Source organism: [Mycobacterium] stephanolepidis (assembly GCF_002356335.1).
In the GTDB taxonomy this organism is placed as follows: Bacteria; Actinomycetota; Actinomycetes; order Mycobacteriales; family Mycobacteriaceae; genus Mycobacterium; species Mycobacterium stephanolepidis.
The window spans coordinates 2,918,970-2,934,505 of record NZ_AP018165.1 but is presented as its reverse complement, the minus strand read 5'-3'; the positions used below and the strand labels follow the sequence as shown (position 1 = coordinate 2,934,505).

Here is a 15,536-nt window from a genome sequence, read left to right as displayed (position 1 = left end):
TGGCACACGCCGTGCCGGGGACGGTGCCACATGGCTCTTCCGTATTCGCCCGGTAAGAGGTCGCCGACGACCTACCATGTCCTGATTGGAGCGGTCCGCCAAACCGGAGGGGACGTGAGAATGCGCGTATTGGTCACGGGCGGTACCGGATTCGTGGGCGGATGGACGGCGAAGGCTATTGCCGATGCCGGGCATCAGGTCCGTTTCCTGGTGCGTAAGGAAGCTCGGTTGCACACCACGGTGGCGACGCTGGGCGTCGACGTATCCGACTACACCGTCGGCGATATCACCGACCGGGAATCGGTCGAGACGGCGCTCGACGGATGCGATGCGGTGCTGCACAGCGCGGCCATGGTCAGCACCGACCCCACCGAGGCCGATCGGATGATGGCCATCAACCTCGAGGGCACCCAGAACGTTCTTGGGACAGCAGTTGACCGTGGGTTGGACCCGATCGTGCACGTTTCGAGCATCACTGCGCTGTTCCGGCCCGGTCTGCGGACGTTCAAGGCCGATCTGCCCGCGGCGGGAGGCAGCGACGGATACGGCCAGTCCAAGGCGCGGGTGGAGCTGTACGTGCGTGAGCTGCAGGACTCTGGTTCGCCGGTGACCATCACCTACCCGGGCATGGTGCTCGGACCTCCCGTCGGTGATCAGTTCGGTGAGGCGGCCGAAGGTGTGCGCTGGGCTCTGTTGATGAGGTCGGTGCCGGGGCGCAGTGCGGCATGGTTGGTGGTCGACGTCCGAGATCTGGCCGCCTTGCACGCCGCTCTGTTGGAGCCCGGTCATGGCCCCCGGCGCTACACCGCGGGTGGCCATCGGCTGGAGGTGGACGAGCTGGTGAATCTGTTGACCGAGGCGGCGGGCAGTACCGTGCTGGCCGTTCCGGTGCCCGACTCCGTGTTGCGCGTGGCGGGGACGGTGATGGATCAGCTCGGCCGGTATGTGCCGCTCGGCACCCCGATGACCGAGGCAGGCATGCAGTACTACACGCAGATGCCCGGGTCCGACGACTCGCCCAGTGAGCGTGAACTCGGTATCACCTACCGCGATCCGGGAGAAACTTTGGCGGACACCATTATTGCGTTGCGCAGACAGAAGACCACCTCGAAGTTGTTCGGCTTATGGCCCTTCTCCGAATAGAGCGCACCAGCGCGCTGTCCGTCGCCGAAGCGTTCGAGCGCATCACCGACTGGCCGCGGCACAGCGAGCACATCCCACTGACAACGGTATCGGTGACGAGCGATCCGCCGGCCCGGGTCGGCACCACGTTTGTGGGGCGAACAGGGTTAGGGGCCATAGGTTTTGACGACCCGATGACGGTTACCCGATGGGAGCCGCCGCGGGTTGGGAGCCCGGGGCGCTGCCGGTTGGAGAAGACGGGCCCGCTTGTCCTGGGGTGGGCCGAGATCGAGGTACATGCCCAGGGCGGTGGTGCACGCGTGGTCTGGACCGAGGACGTGAGCATTCGAGGTCTGCCCCGCGTCTTCGACCGGTTGGCGAAGGCGGGCGGGCAGTGGATGTTCGGCCGCGCGATCGACGGATTACTGCGCTAGCGCGCCGCGCGCCACTTCGCGATGGCGGTTCCGATCTCCGTGACGGGTGGCTCGCCGTAAATCCACTCGCGGGCGATGCGATGCCAGTTGCCGGTGACATTGAGCTGACCGAGCACGCCGAAGGTGTAGAAATCCGCGCGACGAGAGAAGATGTGCTCGGGAGGCAGGTTTTGGCGGCGCATGCCGGAGAACTCGCCGGAGCGCGGGTCGACCGCAAGAATCATTGCACTGGAGGCGATTTCAGGGGTAATGGTCATCTCCTCGTCAACGAGATTCCATCCCGAAGCCGCGTGACAGTACTCCAGACAGTCCTGTGGGCTGACGTCTGCATGCGGGTCGATGATCCCGCGCGCGACCATCGCCTCGTACATGTCCTCGGCGCGGCCCTCGGTGGCGGCGCGCATGATGTGTCGTTCGAAGTCAACGTGTTCTGGGTTCATCCGGTTGTACAGGCCGAAGTCCACGAATCCCATGGTGCCGTCGGCCGCACGCAGGATGTTCCCTGGGTGCGGGTCGCCGCAGAAGTCGTTGTCCTGGAACAGCGATCCGATATAGAACCGGAAGATCAGCTCACCGATCCGGTTGCGTTCATCGTCGGGGAGTGTCTGCATGACAGGGAAGGCCTGGCCGTCCAGGAACTCCGTCACGAGAACCTGTGACGTGCACATTTCGGATACACAGTCGGGGATGACGATGAAGGGGTGTCCGCGATAGCGTTCGGCGATTTCGTGCTGCGTGCGTGCCTCCCGCAGGTAGTCGAGCTCGCTTTCCAAGTTCATGGAGATCTCTTCCATGAAGGCCGAATTCGACAGCGTCGGTACGGCTTTGCGCCAGAACTTGGTGAAGAGCGCGAGGTTCTGCATGTCTGCGCGTACCGCGTCGTCCACGCCGGGGTATTTGACCTTGACCGCGACCTCGCGGCCATCGTGCAGGACTGCCCGGTATACCTGGCCGATGGATGCGGCCGCGACCGGAGTCTCGTCGAAATCGCGGAAGTTCTTGCCGAGCTTGCCCAGGTTGGACTCGATGATCGGCAGCATCACCGTGAACGGCTCACGTGGAGCCTGATCGCGCAGTCGTGCCAACTTCTGCCGGAAGCGTTCGCGATGGGCCTCCGGCACCATGTCCACTTCCAGCATCGATAGCAGCTGGCCGAGCTTCATCGCCGAACCTTTGAGGCTGCCCAGCACGGTGACGAGCTGGTCGGCCGCCTGCAGTGTGGACCGCTCGGCGAGTAGCGCGCGCGCTTTTTCTGATCGTCCGATCATGGAGATGCGATTGCTTGCGGTACGCACCGCCTGCCCGGCCGCGAGCTTGCCCAGCGCACGGCCGCGGGTGATGCGTGCCAGGGGGATCCCGTCGGTCATGCGGTGCCACCGCGTGTGCTGGTGAACGCCAGATGCAACGGTTGGTCGGGATCAAGCGTCAGGCCGTTGAACTCGGCGATCGACGCGGCAAGTCCGGACAGCACGGTGGTCAGGTATTCGACGAACCTCTCGATGGACATCGGTTCGGCACGTTGCTGATTGGGGCCCAAGAACCATTCGGTGGCGGTGCCGATGGCGCCCGCGGCAGAGGTGACCGCCAGGTCGGCATCGTCGATGTCCACCGTCTCGTCGTCGATCGCATTCGACAGTATCTCCGCGATGTCATGCGTCATCTGCTGCGCGGTCTCCACCAGACGCTCGGTGCCGTCACTGGAATTGACGAAATGACCGTGCACGATGAAACGCAACACATTCGGGTGATCAGAAATCATGCGGGCGTACTCGTTGGCGCCGTGCTCAACCAATTCGCGGGCCGAGTCGGTCATCAGATTGATCCGATCCATGGCCGCGTTCCACACCATGTCCTGCACGCGTTCCAATACGGCGCTGTGCAGATCGGCCTTGTCTTCGAAGTATCGGTACAGCTTGGGTTTGGCGACTCCCGCCTCTCGGGCGATATCGTCCATGCTGACGGTGGAGCCGGTCGCGTCGATGGCGCGAAACGCGGCGTCTAACAACTCTTCTCGGGCAACCTTGCGGCGGTCGCCACGTCGGGCGGCGACGGGGCCGACCTTCGACGCGATGGCTGTACTCACACTCTCCACGCCTCTCATCACCAGTGATGGTACGTGTGCCTGGTCCGAGTCTTGCCGGTTCGGGCGACACACACGTGCTGCCTATTGTGCTCACGCGGTTCCATATGGATACTACCAGTAGTACTCAGAGTACTACTATGAATCGCCAGGTCAGACGTCAATGGAGACGTCTCAGGAAGGAGTTCCGTCATGGCTGTTGTCGAGCAGGGCCGGCGAGGTGTCGCGGCGCGTGAGTTGCCCAAGGTGCGCCGGATGAACTTCCGGTTCGGTGATCCGGCCCCCATGAAGAAGCACTATGTCGAGGGCGACATCGTCTTCAGTCACTTGGTGTCGCTCCTTTCCGGCGCGTTTCCTCCCGGCGAGGAATCCTTCATCAGGTCCGTGCGCAACTACGCCGACCAGATCACCGACCCGGTGTTGAAGAAGCGGGTGGCGGGCTTCATCGGGCAGGAGGCCATGCACGGCCGCGAGCATCGCAAGCTCAACGAGAAAATCATCGATATGGGCTACCCCCTGGTCCGGATCATGAATTTCGAGGAGGGCAGCCGGCGCGAGAAGTTCCTCATCGCGCTGGAGAGACGTGCGCCCAAGATCGCACATTTGGCGATGACGGCGGCCGCCGAGCACTACACAGCCGTGCTTGCCCAGCGGGTGCTCTCCAGTGTTGAGCTGCAAGAGATTCCGATGTCCGCCGAGGTGCACCATCTGCTGAACTGGCATGCCATGGAGGAGATGGAGCACAAGTCCGTCGCTTTCGACGTCTATCGCTCGGTGGGTGGCCCGGAGTCGGTGCGCATTGGTGTGATGTCGCTGATTTGGGCGGGCACGCTGCCCGTGATGACACTGGCCGTCCTGGCCTCGATCCTCACCGATCCGAGCGGATGGAAGCCGTTGGCGGTGCTGCGGCAGACCATCGATGTGTATCGCGGTCCGCTGGTCAAGGGGTTGATGCGTGATATCGCCGAATACATGCGGCCTGGATTTCATCCGGACGATGTCGACACCGAGGAACTGCTCGAAAAGTGGCAGGGAATCCTTTTCGGTTCCGAGGGCGAGCTGAATGATCGCTTGCCGGGGCGCCGCGCGGTGGGCCAGTGACAGCCGAGGCCATCCGAGTCACCGGCAGCGATGCCACCGGGAATACCGTCCTGGAGGTTGAAATCTACGGCAGTACACACGTTCTGGACTGGCCGCCGGGCAAAAAGCTGCTCGACGTACTACTGGATGCGGGTATCGACGCGCCCTACGTGTGTCGCGAATCCGCCTGCGCCACCTGCATGTGCTCGGTGCAATCGGGTAAGACGCGGATGCTGATGAACGAGTCTCTGATCGACAGCGAGGTGGCCGAGGGGTTCACGCTGGCGTGCCAGACGCTTCCGGAATCCGATCGGGTGCACATCTTCTTCGATGCGTGAGCAAGGACCTCGCGCGTTGTGGCGCACCCCTGAAGGCGTAGCCGGGCCTTCACGGGTGGGCATGAATCAGCGGGGATAAGCTGGGGATCTGCTGATCGGATGAGGTGGATCGACTATGGCGACATTTGACCTGCTGGTGCGCGGGGGCCTGGTGTTCGACGGGACGGGTGCGCCCGGCCAAGTGCTCGACGTCGGGGTTCGAGGCGGCAGAGTGGTATCCATGGCACCAGATCTTTCGGGTGCCGAGGCCGACGAGGTCATCGATGCCAACGGCAAGTGGGTCATTCCCGGCATGGTCGACGTGCACACCCACTACGACGCCGAGGTGCTGGTCAGCCCGGGGCTGGGCGAATCGGTGCGGCACGGCGTCACCTCCGTCATCTACGGCAACTGCTCTATGTCCGCGGTGTACGCCGACCCCGAGGACGTCGCAGATCTGTTCGCCCGGGTGGAGGCCCTGCCGTGGGACGCGGTTCACTCGGCGCTCAAGGAGCACAAGGATTGGGACGGGCCACGCGGGTACCGCAGGTTCATAGAGTCACTTCCGTTGGGCGCCAATGTTGCAACGCTGATCGGACACTCTGATATCCGTGCCGCGGTCATGGGGCTGGCGCGTGCGACCGACTACGACGAGCGCCCCACACCCGAGGAACTGGCGCGGATGCGCACGATGGTGTCCGATGCGCTCGACGCGGGTTTCGTCGGCCTGTCCACCGATCGGCTGCGGTTCTCCAAGCTTGAGGGCACCCGGTTCGCCGGTCGGCAATTGCCATCCACCTACGCGACCTGGCGCGAGTACGGCGCACTGTATGACGTGGTGCGCCGTCGGGGCGCCGTGGTGCAGTCGAATCTCGACGTGGAGAAGCGGCCCGAGACCGTCATGCACTTCCTGCTCAGCGGTGCCCGCCCGTGGCGTCGTTCGCTCAAGACCACGCTGCTGGCGGCCTTCGATCTGAAGAGCAACAGGTCGGTGATCAAGCTTCTCAAGGCGGCCACCGGTGGCCTGAACCCGCTGCTGCGCTCCCGGGTGAACTTCCAGCTCCTGGCGGTGCCCTTCCATCTGTATTCCGACGGTATGGATTTGGTGATCTTTGAGGAGTTCGCCTCGGGCACGGCGGCGTTGGATATCCGTGATCAGCTCCAGCGCGTCGACCTGATCAAGGATGAGGGATATCGTCGCCGGTTCCGCAAGGAGATGGCCCAGAAGTACGGAGTGGTGGCCTGGAACCGCGACATGTACGACACCGAGATCGTCGGGTGTCCCGATGCATCGGTGGTGGGCAAGTCGTTCGGTCAGGTGGCCGACGTGCGCGGAGTGCAGCCGGTGGACGCCTTCCTGGACCTGGTGTCCGAGTACCCGGGAAAGGTGCGCTGGCACACCACGATCGCCAACGACCGAACCGATGTGCTCAACGAGGCCATCAAGTACCCCCACTTCCAGCTGGGTAACAACGACTCGGGGGCGCACCTGCGCAACATGTCCTTCTACAACGCGGGGCTGCGCTTACTCAAGCGCGTCAAAGAGGCCTGCGAGGCGGGTACGCCGTTCATGCCGCTGGAAGCCGCGGTGCATCGGCTCACCGGTGAGCTCGGCGAATGGTACGGATTGGACGCAGGGCGGTTGCGTATCGGCGACACCGCCGATATCGCGGTCATTGACCCTGAGGGACTTGATGATTCGCTGGAGGATTACCACGAGCACTACATGGATGAATTCGGGGTGTCCCGGCAGGTGTGCCGCAACGACAAGGCGATCGCAGCCACGGTCGTCGGTGGCCGGCGGGTGTACTCCTACGGCACCTTCGTCGAGGGCTTCGGCAGTACGGTCAAGGCGGGTAGGTTCCTCGCCACGAGCTAGCCGAGCCAGCCCATGTTCTTTCCGAAGGTCTGGGCCGCCGGGGACAGCGAGCCCAGCTCGCTGCAGCGCTGCACGTAACCCTGGATCGCCATCATGAACTGCATCGGGTTGTAGACATCTTCTTCGTTGGCCCATTGGTTGTCGCCGGCGTAGCGAAAGATGCTGATATTCGTCGCTTCCCAGATACTTCCGTCGCCCGGGTCCCTCATCCGGTTGACCAGCTCGCAGATGACCCAGCCGTGTTCCTCGTCGACGACATGCCAGTTGGAGAAGTAGTGCGGCATCTCCGCCCCGGGGAACTCCGACATGGTCTTGACCATGGATTCGCGGATGGCCTCCCGACCCTCGAAGGTGCCATAGGTCGGTTCGATGTAACTGGCGTTCGCGGCGAAAAGGTCCGCATACCTGGCCCACTCGCCCTTGGGGCCTATCTCATCGACCACCCGAAGGTGATGGTCGAACATGCTCTGCAGCTCGTCGCGTGACCACTGTCCCATGGCGGGGACCCTAACACCGCGGTTCATTCCGGATCCGGGCTTTCGGCGGTATCGATCCGGAACTGAAAGCGGCGCACAGAAATTCGTGCGTCTACAGCAGTCCGAGCTGCCGCAGATCCGTGGCGTACTTGACGATGAGGTCCCGGGTGAGGTGGGGAATGTCGGTGTTCTGGGTGGCCTGGACGCCCTCGCGGAATCTGATGGCGGGGAGGAATGCACCGTTGTGTGCGTGCTGCGGATACCGGTACGCGTGCAGTAGTGGTAGCAGGGAGTGTTGCTTTTGTTTTTCGGGTAGGCCGCGGATGGCGGTGTCGAAGCGGTCGAACCAGTCGCTGTAGTTGTCGATGCGCTGGATGGGATATCCGGCGTCGATGAGCCAGTCGACGAAGTTGTCCAGTGAGATGCCGTCGGAGTGCGGGTTCACCGAGTCGTACGTGTGGAAGCTTTCCGAAGCCGCGACCGTGATGCCGAGGGAGGTGATGGCCGACGCCGTGAAATCAGCGGGTAGTCCGTCATAGTGGGCGCGTGGGCGTTCGCCTGTCGCGTGTGGCTGGTAGAAGGAGCCGGGTGCGATGCCGGTGGCGATCAGGCTGAGGATGAGGCGGGTGAATTGGTCGGGGACGTTGAGCTGGCCGGTGTAGTGGCTGTGGGCCAGGATCATGTCGGAGCGGAATACTGCGACCGGCAGGCCGCATAGGTCGTGTGCCTCCCGCAGCAGCACCTCACCGGCCCACTTGGCATTGCCATATCCGTTCGCGTATCCGTCGTCGATGGGCCTGATCGCACTGATGGTGCGGATGTCGGAGTCCTCGTCGAACACCTTGGGGTCCACCGAGATTGCCACCGCCACCGTCGACAGATAGGTGACGGGTTTGATCTTGGTGGTCAGCGCCAGCTTGATGATTTCCGCGGTGCCAACGACATTGGGGCCGAACAGCTGCCGGTAGGGCAGTACGTGGTTCACCAGGGCGGCGGGGTGCACGATGATGTCCACGGTGTCGGCCAGGCGTTGCCAGGTGTCGGCATCCAGTCCCAGGTTCGGGTCACCGATATCGCCGGCAAGTACCTCCAGGTGCTGTTCGGCCAGCGCACGGAAGTGCGTCAGCAGTCCTGCATCGCCGGTGTCGAACGCCTCTTCCAGGCGGCGGTAGGCGGCCTGCGCATCTTTGCCGCGAACGATGACGATCAGCTTTCCGCCCGTTTTGTCGAGGCGCTCAAGCCATTCCAGGGCCAGGAACCGTCCTAGATAGCCATTGGAGCCGGTGAGTAACACGGTCTGGGGGGTTCCGACGGCCCTCGGGAGCGCAGGGGCGGCACGGAGCGTGGCCTCGTCGATGAACTTGTCCAGGGTCAGGTCGGCGGCGCGGATCTCGGTGTGCCCGGCTCCGTGGACCGTGTCTGCGGTGGGACGGTCGCCACCCGAATGGCGTTGCTCGTCAATGAATTGCGCGACACCGCCGAGGTCGTTGGCGGCACTGACGATGACACCGACGGGAACCTCGACGCCGAAGATGTCCCGCAGTAGATCCGAGAAGGACAGGGCGGAAAGAGAATCGCCGCCGAGGTCGATGAAGTGCGAGTCCGGGCCCACCTCGGCCACGGGCAGGCCCAGCAGTGCCGTGACCGCACGTTGCACGGTCTCAAGGACCGGCTTGCCCTCGTGCCCAGCGGCGTGAAGGGCTTGCAGCTCGAGCGCCTGGGCACTCGCGATATCGGAGTACAGCTGTTCCAGGCGGGCGCCGTACTTCTCGTGCAACTTCGGCCGGGCCAGCTTGGCGATACCGGTCAACAGGCCGTTGGCGGCGGTGAAGGGTTCGGTCTCCACCAGGAAATCGCGCGGTACCTCGTACGGCTGCAGCTCGGCTTCGCGTGCGACCTGCTGAAGTGACTCAGCGATCAGGCGTTTGAGTAGTTCGTCGTCTCCATGGCTTTGGTCAAAGGCCTCGGAGGTAGGTACCACCACGGCCAGCAGGTAGGACCGATCGCTGCTGCCGTAGACGCAAATCTGTTGCACCAGTGGACTGTTGGCGTACTCGGCTTCGAGGTTGGCGATCGCGACGAACTCGCCTTGCGACAGCTTGATCACGTTGTTGCGCCGGTCGACGATTTGGATCTTGTCGGGTTCCAGCTCGGCGACAATATCCCCGGTCTTGTAGTAACCGTCCGGGTCGAACACATCGGCCGTGACGTCGGGACGCTTGAAGTAGCCGCCGAATACCGACTCGGCCTTGACCAGCAGCTCACCTCGCGGGTGCGGTTTGTCGGTCGAGAAGTAGCCCAGCTCGGGCACATCGACGAGCTTGTAGTCGATGACGGGGGGACGCTGGATGCGTCCGTTCCGCACGATGACTCCGGCCTCGGTGGAGCCGTAGCCGTCGGTGATGCGGGCGTCCAGGCAGGATTCGATGAATGCTGCCAGTTCTTCGGATAGTGGTGCCGATCCGCAGACGATGGTCAAAACGCGTCCTCCGAAGAGGTTTTCACGGATATCGCTCTTGACTTCGGCATCGAGGGCGGCCAGGTCGGCCGCGGCGTCCACTCCCGCACGGCGTTCGACTTCATTGCGGTAGCGCTGAAAGAGCATGTCGCACACGCGGGGAACGAGAGTCACCACGGTGGGCCGGGTGAGGGTGATGTCTTCGAACAGGGTGGACATATCGCTGGATGCCGCGAAGTAGGCAAGTCCACCACAGGCCAGGGCCGTGACCAGGCTGCCGCGTCCCATCACATGGCTCATCGGCATGAAGTTGAGATTGATCAACGGAATCTCGGCTTTGGAGCTCAAGGTGTCGGCCCTTAGCCATGGTTTGGCGACCATCTTCTCGGTGTACGTCGCACCCTTGGGTGTGCCCGTGCTTCCGGAGGTATAGATCACCAGCGCCAACGGATCGGTGCCGTCCTCGGCGGTGAACAGCGGCGCCTCGGGGAGGGCACGGCCGTGTCCGATCACCGCAGACATCACCTCGACCGAGATCGGTAGGCCGGCCTCGGCTATCCGGTGTTGCGCCGACTCGACACTGTCGCGCTGTGCATCGACACCCGGGTGGTAATCGAAGACCGTGATATGCCGCAGCGATGGTGTGACGAGCGCTGATTCTATTGCCGCATCCAATAACTCGGCGCTCACCGCCAGCACCGAAGGTTCTGATTCGGCAAGGATTGCGGTCCAGTTCGATGCGGCCGCGCTGGTCTGCAGCGGTACCGCCACCGCGCCAAGATGGATGCACGCGAGATCGACCGCGGTGTAGTCGACGCTCGTGAAGCCGAGCATCGCGACGAAGTCGCCCGCGCGCACCGGAGTGCTCGGGTCGTGATGCCACGCAGAAGCCAGCGCGCGCGCCATGCCCCACAGTTCGCCGTAGGTGATGGTCTCGAACTCGGGCAGGGCGCGAAGTGTCGACCGACCTGTCTCATCGGTGATGAGCTCCTGAACCCGGTGCCCCAGGGCCGGCCGGTCGGCGTATCCGTCCATGATGGTGGCGACCACCTGGGCGAGCCGCAGACCTGGCGCGGCGACCGCGGCGTCTACCGCAGTATCGGGTTTGGCGGCCCGGAACTGCGGATCCTCGGTGAAGAGCCGCCTGACACGGTCAACCAACCGCTGACGACGTGCTTCCCTGGTAGTGGCAGCGGTGGCCTCGATCGTCATATCGGGCAGCTTACGAAACCCTGGATTCTGTAAGTGCGCGGGCTCACCTGGACCTACAGGAGCCCGAGCTGTTCCAGGTCGGTCGCGTACTTGACGATCAACTGCTGCGACAGATGCGGAATGTCTGTGGTGCCGTCCTGTCCGACCGAACCGATTCCAGCGGCCTGCACCGCGTGCTGGAAACGCTTGGCCGGAACGACGCCGTGGTCTTCTGCGCCGGACGGCTGCTCGAACGCGTGCAGTAGTGGTAGCAGGGAGTGCTGCTTTTGTTTTTCGGGTAGGCCGCGGATGGCGGTGTCGAAGCGGTCGAACCAGTCGCTGTAGTTGTCGATGCGCTGGATGGGATATCCGGCGTCGATGAGCCAGTCGACGAAGTTGTCCAGTGAGATGCCGTCGGAGTGCGGATTGACGCAGTCGTAGGTCACATACGCCTCCGGGCCCTCCGGCACCTGCGTGCCCAGCGTGGTGATCGCCTCGGCGGTGAAGTCACCCGGTAGTCCGTCATAGTGGGCGCGTGGGCGTTCGCCTGTCGCGTGTGCTTGGTAGAAGGAGCCGGGTGCGATGCCGGTGGCGATCAGGCTCAGGATCAGGCGGGTGAATTGGTCGGGGACGTTGAGCTGGCCGGTGTAGTGGCTGTGGGCCAGGATCATGTCGGAGCGGAATACTGCGACCGGCAGGCCGCATAGGTCGTGTGTCTCCCGCAGCAGCACCTCACCGGCCCACTTGCTGTTGCCGTATCCGTTCGCATACAGCTCGTCCACGGGTCGCACCGCGCTGATGAGCCGGATGTCGGACTCTTCATCGAAGGTGCTCGGATCGACGTACGCCGCGACCGCCACCGTCGACAGATAGGTGACGGGTTTGATCTTGGTGGTCAGCGCCAGCTTGATGATTTCCGCGGTGCCAACGACATTCGGGCCGAACAGCTGCCGGTAGGGCAGTACGTGGTTCACCAGGGCCGCGGGATGCACGATGATGTCCACGGTGTCGGCCAGGCGTTGCCAGGTGTCGGCATCCAGTCCCAGGTTCGGGTCACCGATATCGCCGGCAAGTACCTCCAGGTGCTGTTCGGCCAGCGCACGGAAGTGCGTCAGCAGTCCTGCATCGCCGGTGTCGAACGCCTCTTCCAGGCGGCGGTAGGCGGCCTGCGCATCTTTGCCGCGAACGATGACGATCAGCTTTCCGCCCGTTTTGTCCAGGCGTTCAAGCCATTCCAGTGCCAGATAGTGGCCCAGGTAGCCGTTGGAGCCGGTGAGCAGCACGGTCTGGGGGGTTCCGACGGCCCTCGGGAGCGTGGGGGCGGCACGCAGGGTGGCCTCGTCGATGAACTTGTCCAGGGTCAGGTCGGCGGCGCGGATCTCGGTGTGCCCGGCTCCGTGGACCGTGTCTGCGGTGGGACGGTCGCCACCCGAATGGCGTTGCTCGTCAATGAATTGCGCGACACCGCCGAGGTCGTTGGCGGCACTGACGATGACACCGACGGGAACCTCGACGCCGAAGATGTCCCGCAGTAGATCCGAGAAGGAGAGGGCCGAGAGCGAATCGCCACCCAGATCGGTGAAGTGCGCGTCTGCGGAGAGTTCGGCCGACGAGACGCCGAGCAAGGCCTGTGCGGCCTTGAGTACCGTCTCCAGCGCGGGCTTGTCGGGATCGACGCTGTGCAGCGCGCGCAGCTCGGCGGCCTGCTGTTCGGCGATGTCGGCGTACATCTGTTCCAGACGATCGCCGTAGTGTGCCTTGAGGTTCGGGCGAGCCAGCTTGGCGATACCGGTCAGCAGTCCGTTGCCCTGGGTGAACGGCTGCGGCTCGATGATGAAGTCGCGTGGGATTTCGTAGGACTGCAGCTGGAGCTCTCTGGCGATGTCCTGCAGGGATTCGGCGATGGTCGCCTTGAGCGCCGTCTCGTCACCCTTGGCGGCGGCGACGGCGTGAGGTGTCGGTACGACGACCGCCAGCAGGTAGGACCGCTCGCTGCTGCCGTACACGTAGATCTGGTGCACCACTGGACTGTTGGCGTACTCGGCTTCCAGGGTCGCGACCGCGACGAACTCGCCCTGGGACAGCTTGAGAACGTTGTTGCGGCGATCGACAATCCGGATGTTGTCGTGCGCGAGCTCGGTGACGATATCGCCGGTCATGTAGAAACCGCTCTCGTCGAAGACGCCCGCGGTGACCTCGGGCCGCTTGTAGTACCCGAGGAACATGCCGTCCGTCTTCAGCAGCAGCTCGCCCCGCGGATGCGGTTGGTCGGTGGAGAAGTAGCCCAGCTCGGGCACATCGACGAGCTTGTACTCAATGACCGGGGGCCGCTGCACAATTCCATCGCGGAACACCATGCCGGCCTCGGTGGATCCATAACCGTCGGTCAGATGCAGCTCGAAACAGGACTCGATGAACTCGCCCAACTCATCGGACAATGGCGCCGAGCCCACCATGACCGCCAGCACGCGGCCACCGAAGAGGCTGTTGCGGATCTCGGATTTGACGTCTGCGGCCACCGCGTCCGCATCGGCGGTGTGGTCGCCGGCCAGGCGGCGATCCACCTCTGTCTGGAACCGTTGGAAGACCATGTCGCAGACACGGGGGACCAGTGCTAGAGCGGTGGGGCGAATCAGCTCCATGTCTTCGAAAAGTGTTGACATGTCGCTGGATGCGGCGAAGTACCCGAGGCCACCGGTGGACAGGGTGGAGGTGAGGGTTCCGCGGCCCATGATGTGACTCATCGGCATGAAATTCAGGCCGATCATGGGCAGGTTTTCGGTCCCAGCCATGACGTCTTCACGAATCCACCAGCGGCGCACGATGTTTTCACTGTGCATGGCGCCCTTCGGAGCACCGGTACTGCCGGAGGTGTAAATGAGCAGGGCCAGCGGATCGTCGCCCCGAGAGGGCGCGTAGAGCGGGGCTGCGGGAAGGTCGGTGCCGCGGGCGATCACCGCATCGAGTGTTTCGATGGCGATACCGGTTCCCGCAAGCCGTGCCCCGGCGGCCTCGTACGCCTCGCGTTGCGCATCGACTTCAGGGGTGTAGTCGAACACCACGACCTGTTTGATCGAGGGGGTCGCCAGTACGGATTCCAGTGCCACGCCGATCAATTCGACACTAACGGCGAGGGTGTTGGGTTCGGCCTCGGCCAGGATGGTGGTCCACTGTGAGGCCGGCGCGCTGGTCTGCAGCGGCACTGCCACTCCGCCGAGAATCATGATCGCCAGATCCAGCACGGTGTAGTCGATGCTGGTGAATCCGAGGGTCGCCACCAGATCGCCGCCCTTGACCGGGTGGGCTGGGTCGTGGTGCCACGACGCGGCGACGGATGTTGTCCGTGACCATAATTCACCGTATGTGGTGGTTTCGAAACGGGGGAGAAGACGCTGGATGGTCCGGCCGTCATGGTCGGTGACCAGTTCGCGTGCCCGCTCGCCCAGCGCGGGGCGCGTGGCGTATCCGGTCATCAAGGTCGCGATGGCTTCGGAGAGGTGTAGACCTGGGCGCAACACCTGCTCGGCGACAGCGGGGTCGGGCAGGGTGTCGCGGAACTGGGGATCGCTCTCGCGCAGATTCTCGATACGACGGGTCAGCTGCTCCAGCTGCGGGTCGGTGTCGTTGTTCACGGTCATGGGCAGCCTCACATCAACAGAGTGTTCTTTGGAAGTCTGAAAAGTAGATTACCTAAACTAACGATATATCTAGATGTGGTATTCCTCACAATCGGCCGCCATCGTCGGGGTCGCAAACTCGTCAGATGAGTTGACCGTGAGGCGGTTGCGCAGGAAGTGTGCGATGCGCGGCATGGCCGTGCGCTACCTGCCATGGAAGATGGCATGGCGGTACGGGCAGTGGTTGCTGCCTGGGGGCGTGCGAAGACGACTGTCTAGCGCGTGGCTCGGGTGAACTCCACGATGTCGCGCCACCGGCTTCCGGTGGCAGAGGTGAAGTCGAAACCCTCTGGTTCGGCGAGGGCTCGCAGCTCGGAGATGCCGAGGCGATCGGGGTCGAGGAAGATTTCCTGGAAGATCAGGCGCCCGCCGGGTTTGAGTGCCTTATGCAGTGAGCGGATGCATGCCGTTTTGTCGGGAACTTCGCCGATCACGCTGGCGAGGAAGGCGACGTCAAAAGATTTGTCCGGGAAGGGAAGTCCATTGCCGGCATCGCCCGAGTGAAATTCTGCGTTCCGGTGTCCGGCCCGATCGAGTTTGCGTTTGACCTTGTCGAGCATCTCCGGCTGTACATCGAAAAGGTCCAGGTGGCCGGCAGGGAGTCGCGGGGCGATCTGCACGCTGAAGATTCCCGGGCCCGGGCCGATCTCCAGCACACGTTCGTCGCCCCGTAGCGCCAACCGCTCGGCCACGCCGGCCGGATTCACGAACTTTCGATGAATCGGATTATCGAGAATGAATGCCGCCTGGTGTGGAAACGGAAGGTCGCCGACCCGGCGCACCTGGCGTACCACGGTGTCCATCCATGTCGTAGGCATGGAA

General features: G+C 63.5%; 11 protein-coding genes. 5 read left to right on the top strand and 6 right to left on the bottom strand.

Annotated features, from left to right (window positions below; translation table 11 throughout):
- The first annotated feature begins 120 nt into the window (after nucleotides 1-120).
- Nucleotides 121-1,143, top strand: a complete 1,023-nt coding sequence (locus MSTE_RS14485) for an SDR family NAD(P)-dependent oxidoreductase (RefSeq protein WP_096502212.1) — start codon at nucleotides 121-123, stop codon at nucleotides 1,141-1,143.
- Nucleotides 1,125-1,556, top strand: a complete 432-nt coding sequence (locus MSTE_RS14480) for an SRPBCC family protein (RefSeq protein ID WP_096502210.1) — start codon at nucleotides 1,125-1,127, stop codon at nucleotides 1,554-1,556. Before MSTE_RS14485 ends, MSTE_RS14480 begins: the two co-directional genes overlap by 19 nt.
- On the opposite strand, the gene MSTE_RS14475 is transcribed toward MSTE_RS14480, so the two are convergent.
- Both MSTE_RS14475 and MSTE_RS14470 read right to left on the bottom strand, forming a co-directional pair.
- Entirely contained in the window at nucleotides 1,553-2,923 is a 1,371-nt protein-coding gene (locus tag MSTE_RS14475) for an ABC1 kinase family protein (RefSeq protein ID WP_096502208.1), read from the bottom strand. The genes MSTE_RS14480 and MSTE_RS14475 overlap by 4 nt on opposite strands.
- Nucleotides 2,920-3,648, bottom strand: coding sequence for a TetR/AcrR family transcriptional regulator (locus tag MSTE_RS14470; RefSeq protein ID WP_162291651.1), 729 nt, complete (start codon nucleotides 3,646-3,648; stop codon nucleotides 2,920-2,922). Before MSTE_RS14470 ends, MSTE_RS14475 begins: the two co-directional genes overlap by 4 nt.
- Before the next feature lie 180 nt (nucleotides 3,649-3,828).
- On the opposite strand from MSTE_RS14470, the gene MSTE_RS14465 reads away from it, so the two are divergent.
- The 3 genes from MSTE_RS14465 to MSTE_RS14455 all read left to right on the top strand — a co-directional run bounded on the left by MSTE_RS14465 (nucleotide 3,829) and on the right by MSTE_RS14455 (nucleotide 6,912).
- Nucleotides 3,829-4,737: a metal-dependent hydrolase gene (locus tag MSTE_RS14465; RefSeq protein ID WP_096502206.1), complete on the top strand. Its 909-nt coding sequence runs from the start codon at nucleotides 3,829-3,831 to the stop codon at nucleotides 4,735-4,737.
- Nucleotides 4,734-5,054 (top strand): 2Fe-2S iron-sulfur cluster-binding protein, encoded by a 321-nt coding sequence (locus tag MSTE_RS14460; RefSeq protein ID WP_096502204.1) that lies wholly within the window; start codon nucleotides 4,734-4,736, stop codon nucleotides 5,052-5,054. The genes MSTE_RS14465 and MSTE_RS14460 overlap by 4 nt, the downstream gene beginning before the upstream one ends.
- 115 nt (nucleotides 5,055-5,169) lie before the next feature.
- Nucleotides 5,170-6,912: an N-acyl-D-amino-acid deacylase family protein gene (locus tag MSTE_RS14455; protein ID WP_096502202.1), complete on the top strand. Its 1,743-nt coding sequence runs from the start codon at nucleotides 5,170-5,172 to the stop codon at nucleotides 6,910-6,912.
- On the opposite strand, the gene MSTE_RS14450 is transcribed toward MSTE_RS14455, so the two are convergent.
- The 4 genes from MSTE_RS14450 to MSTE_RS14435 all read right to left on the bottom strand — a co-directional run bounded on the left by MSTE_RS14450 (nucleotide 6,909) and on the right by MSTE_RS14435 (nucleotide 15,517).
- Complete coding sequence (locus MSTE_RS14450; RefSeq protein WP_096505899.1) at nucleotides 6,909-7,409, bottom strand: nuclear transport factor 2 family protein; 501 nt, start codon at nucleotides 7,407-7,409, stop codon at nucleotides 6,909-6,911. The genes MSTE_RS14455 and MSTE_RS14450 overlap by 4 nt on opposite strands.
- A 91-nt stretch (nucleotides 7,410-7,500) precedes the next feature.
- Nucleotides 7,501-11,058, bottom strand: a complete 3,558-nt coding sequence (gene car / locus MSTE_RS14445) for a carboxylic acid reductase (RefSeq protein WP_096502200.1) — start codon at nucleotides 11,056-11,058, stop codon at nucleotides 7,501-7,503.
- 53 nt (nucleotides 11,059-11,111) lie between these two features.
- Nucleotides 11,112-14,675 carry a carboxylic acid reductase gene (gene car / locus MSTE_RS14440; protein WP_096502198.1) on the bottom strand — a complete coding sequence of 1,188 codons (3,564 nt, stop codon included), beginning with the start codon at nucleotides 14,673-14,675 and terminating at the stop codon, nucleotides 11,112-11,114.
- A gap of 254 nt (nucleotides 14,676-14,929) precedes the next feature.
- On the bottom strand, nucleotides 14,930-15,517 hold the full coding sequence (locus MSTE_RS14435; protein WP_162291650.1) for a class I SAM-dependent methyltransferase: 588 nt from the start codon (nucleotides 15,515-15,517) through the stop codon (nucleotides 14,930-14,932).
- Nucleotides 15,518-15,536: the final 19 nt, after the last annotated feature.

Coding starts and splice junctions, on each gene's coding strand:
- MSTE_RS14485 (WP_096502212.1), top strand. CDS start 121: ATGCGCGTATTGGTCACGGGCGGTACCGGATTCGTGGGCGGATGGACG.
- MSTE_RS14480 (WP_096502210.1), top strand. CDS start 1,125: ATGGCCCTTCTCCGAATAGAGCGCACCAGCGCGCTGTCCGTCGCCGAA.
- MSTE_RS14475 (WP_096502208.1), bottom strand. CDS start 2,923: ATGACCGACGGGATCCCCCTGGCACGCATCACCCGCGGCCGTGCGCTG.
- MSTE_RS14465 (WP_096502206.1), top strand. CDS start 3,829: ATGGCTGTTGTCGAGCAGGGCCGGCGAGGTGTCGCGGCGCGTGAGTTG.
- MSTE_RS14455 (WP_096502202.1), top strand. CDS start 5,170: ATGGCGACATTTGACCTGCTGGTGCGCGGGGGCCTGGTGTTCGACGGG.
- MSTE_RS14450 (WP_096505899.1), bottom strand. CDS start 7,409: ATGGGACAGTGGTCACGCGACGAGCTGCAGAGCATGTTCGACCATCAC.
- car (WP_096502200.1), bottom strand. CDS start 11,058: ATGACGATCGAGGCCACCGCTGCCACTACCAGGGAAGCACGTCGTCAG.
- car (WP_096502198.1), bottom strand. CDS start 14,675: ATGACCGTGAACAACGACACCGACCCGCAGCTGGAGCAGCTGACCCGT.
- MSTE_RS14435 (WP_162291650.1), bottom strand. CDS start 15,517: ATGGACACCGTGGTACGCCAGGTGCGCCGGGTCGGCGACCTTCCGTTT.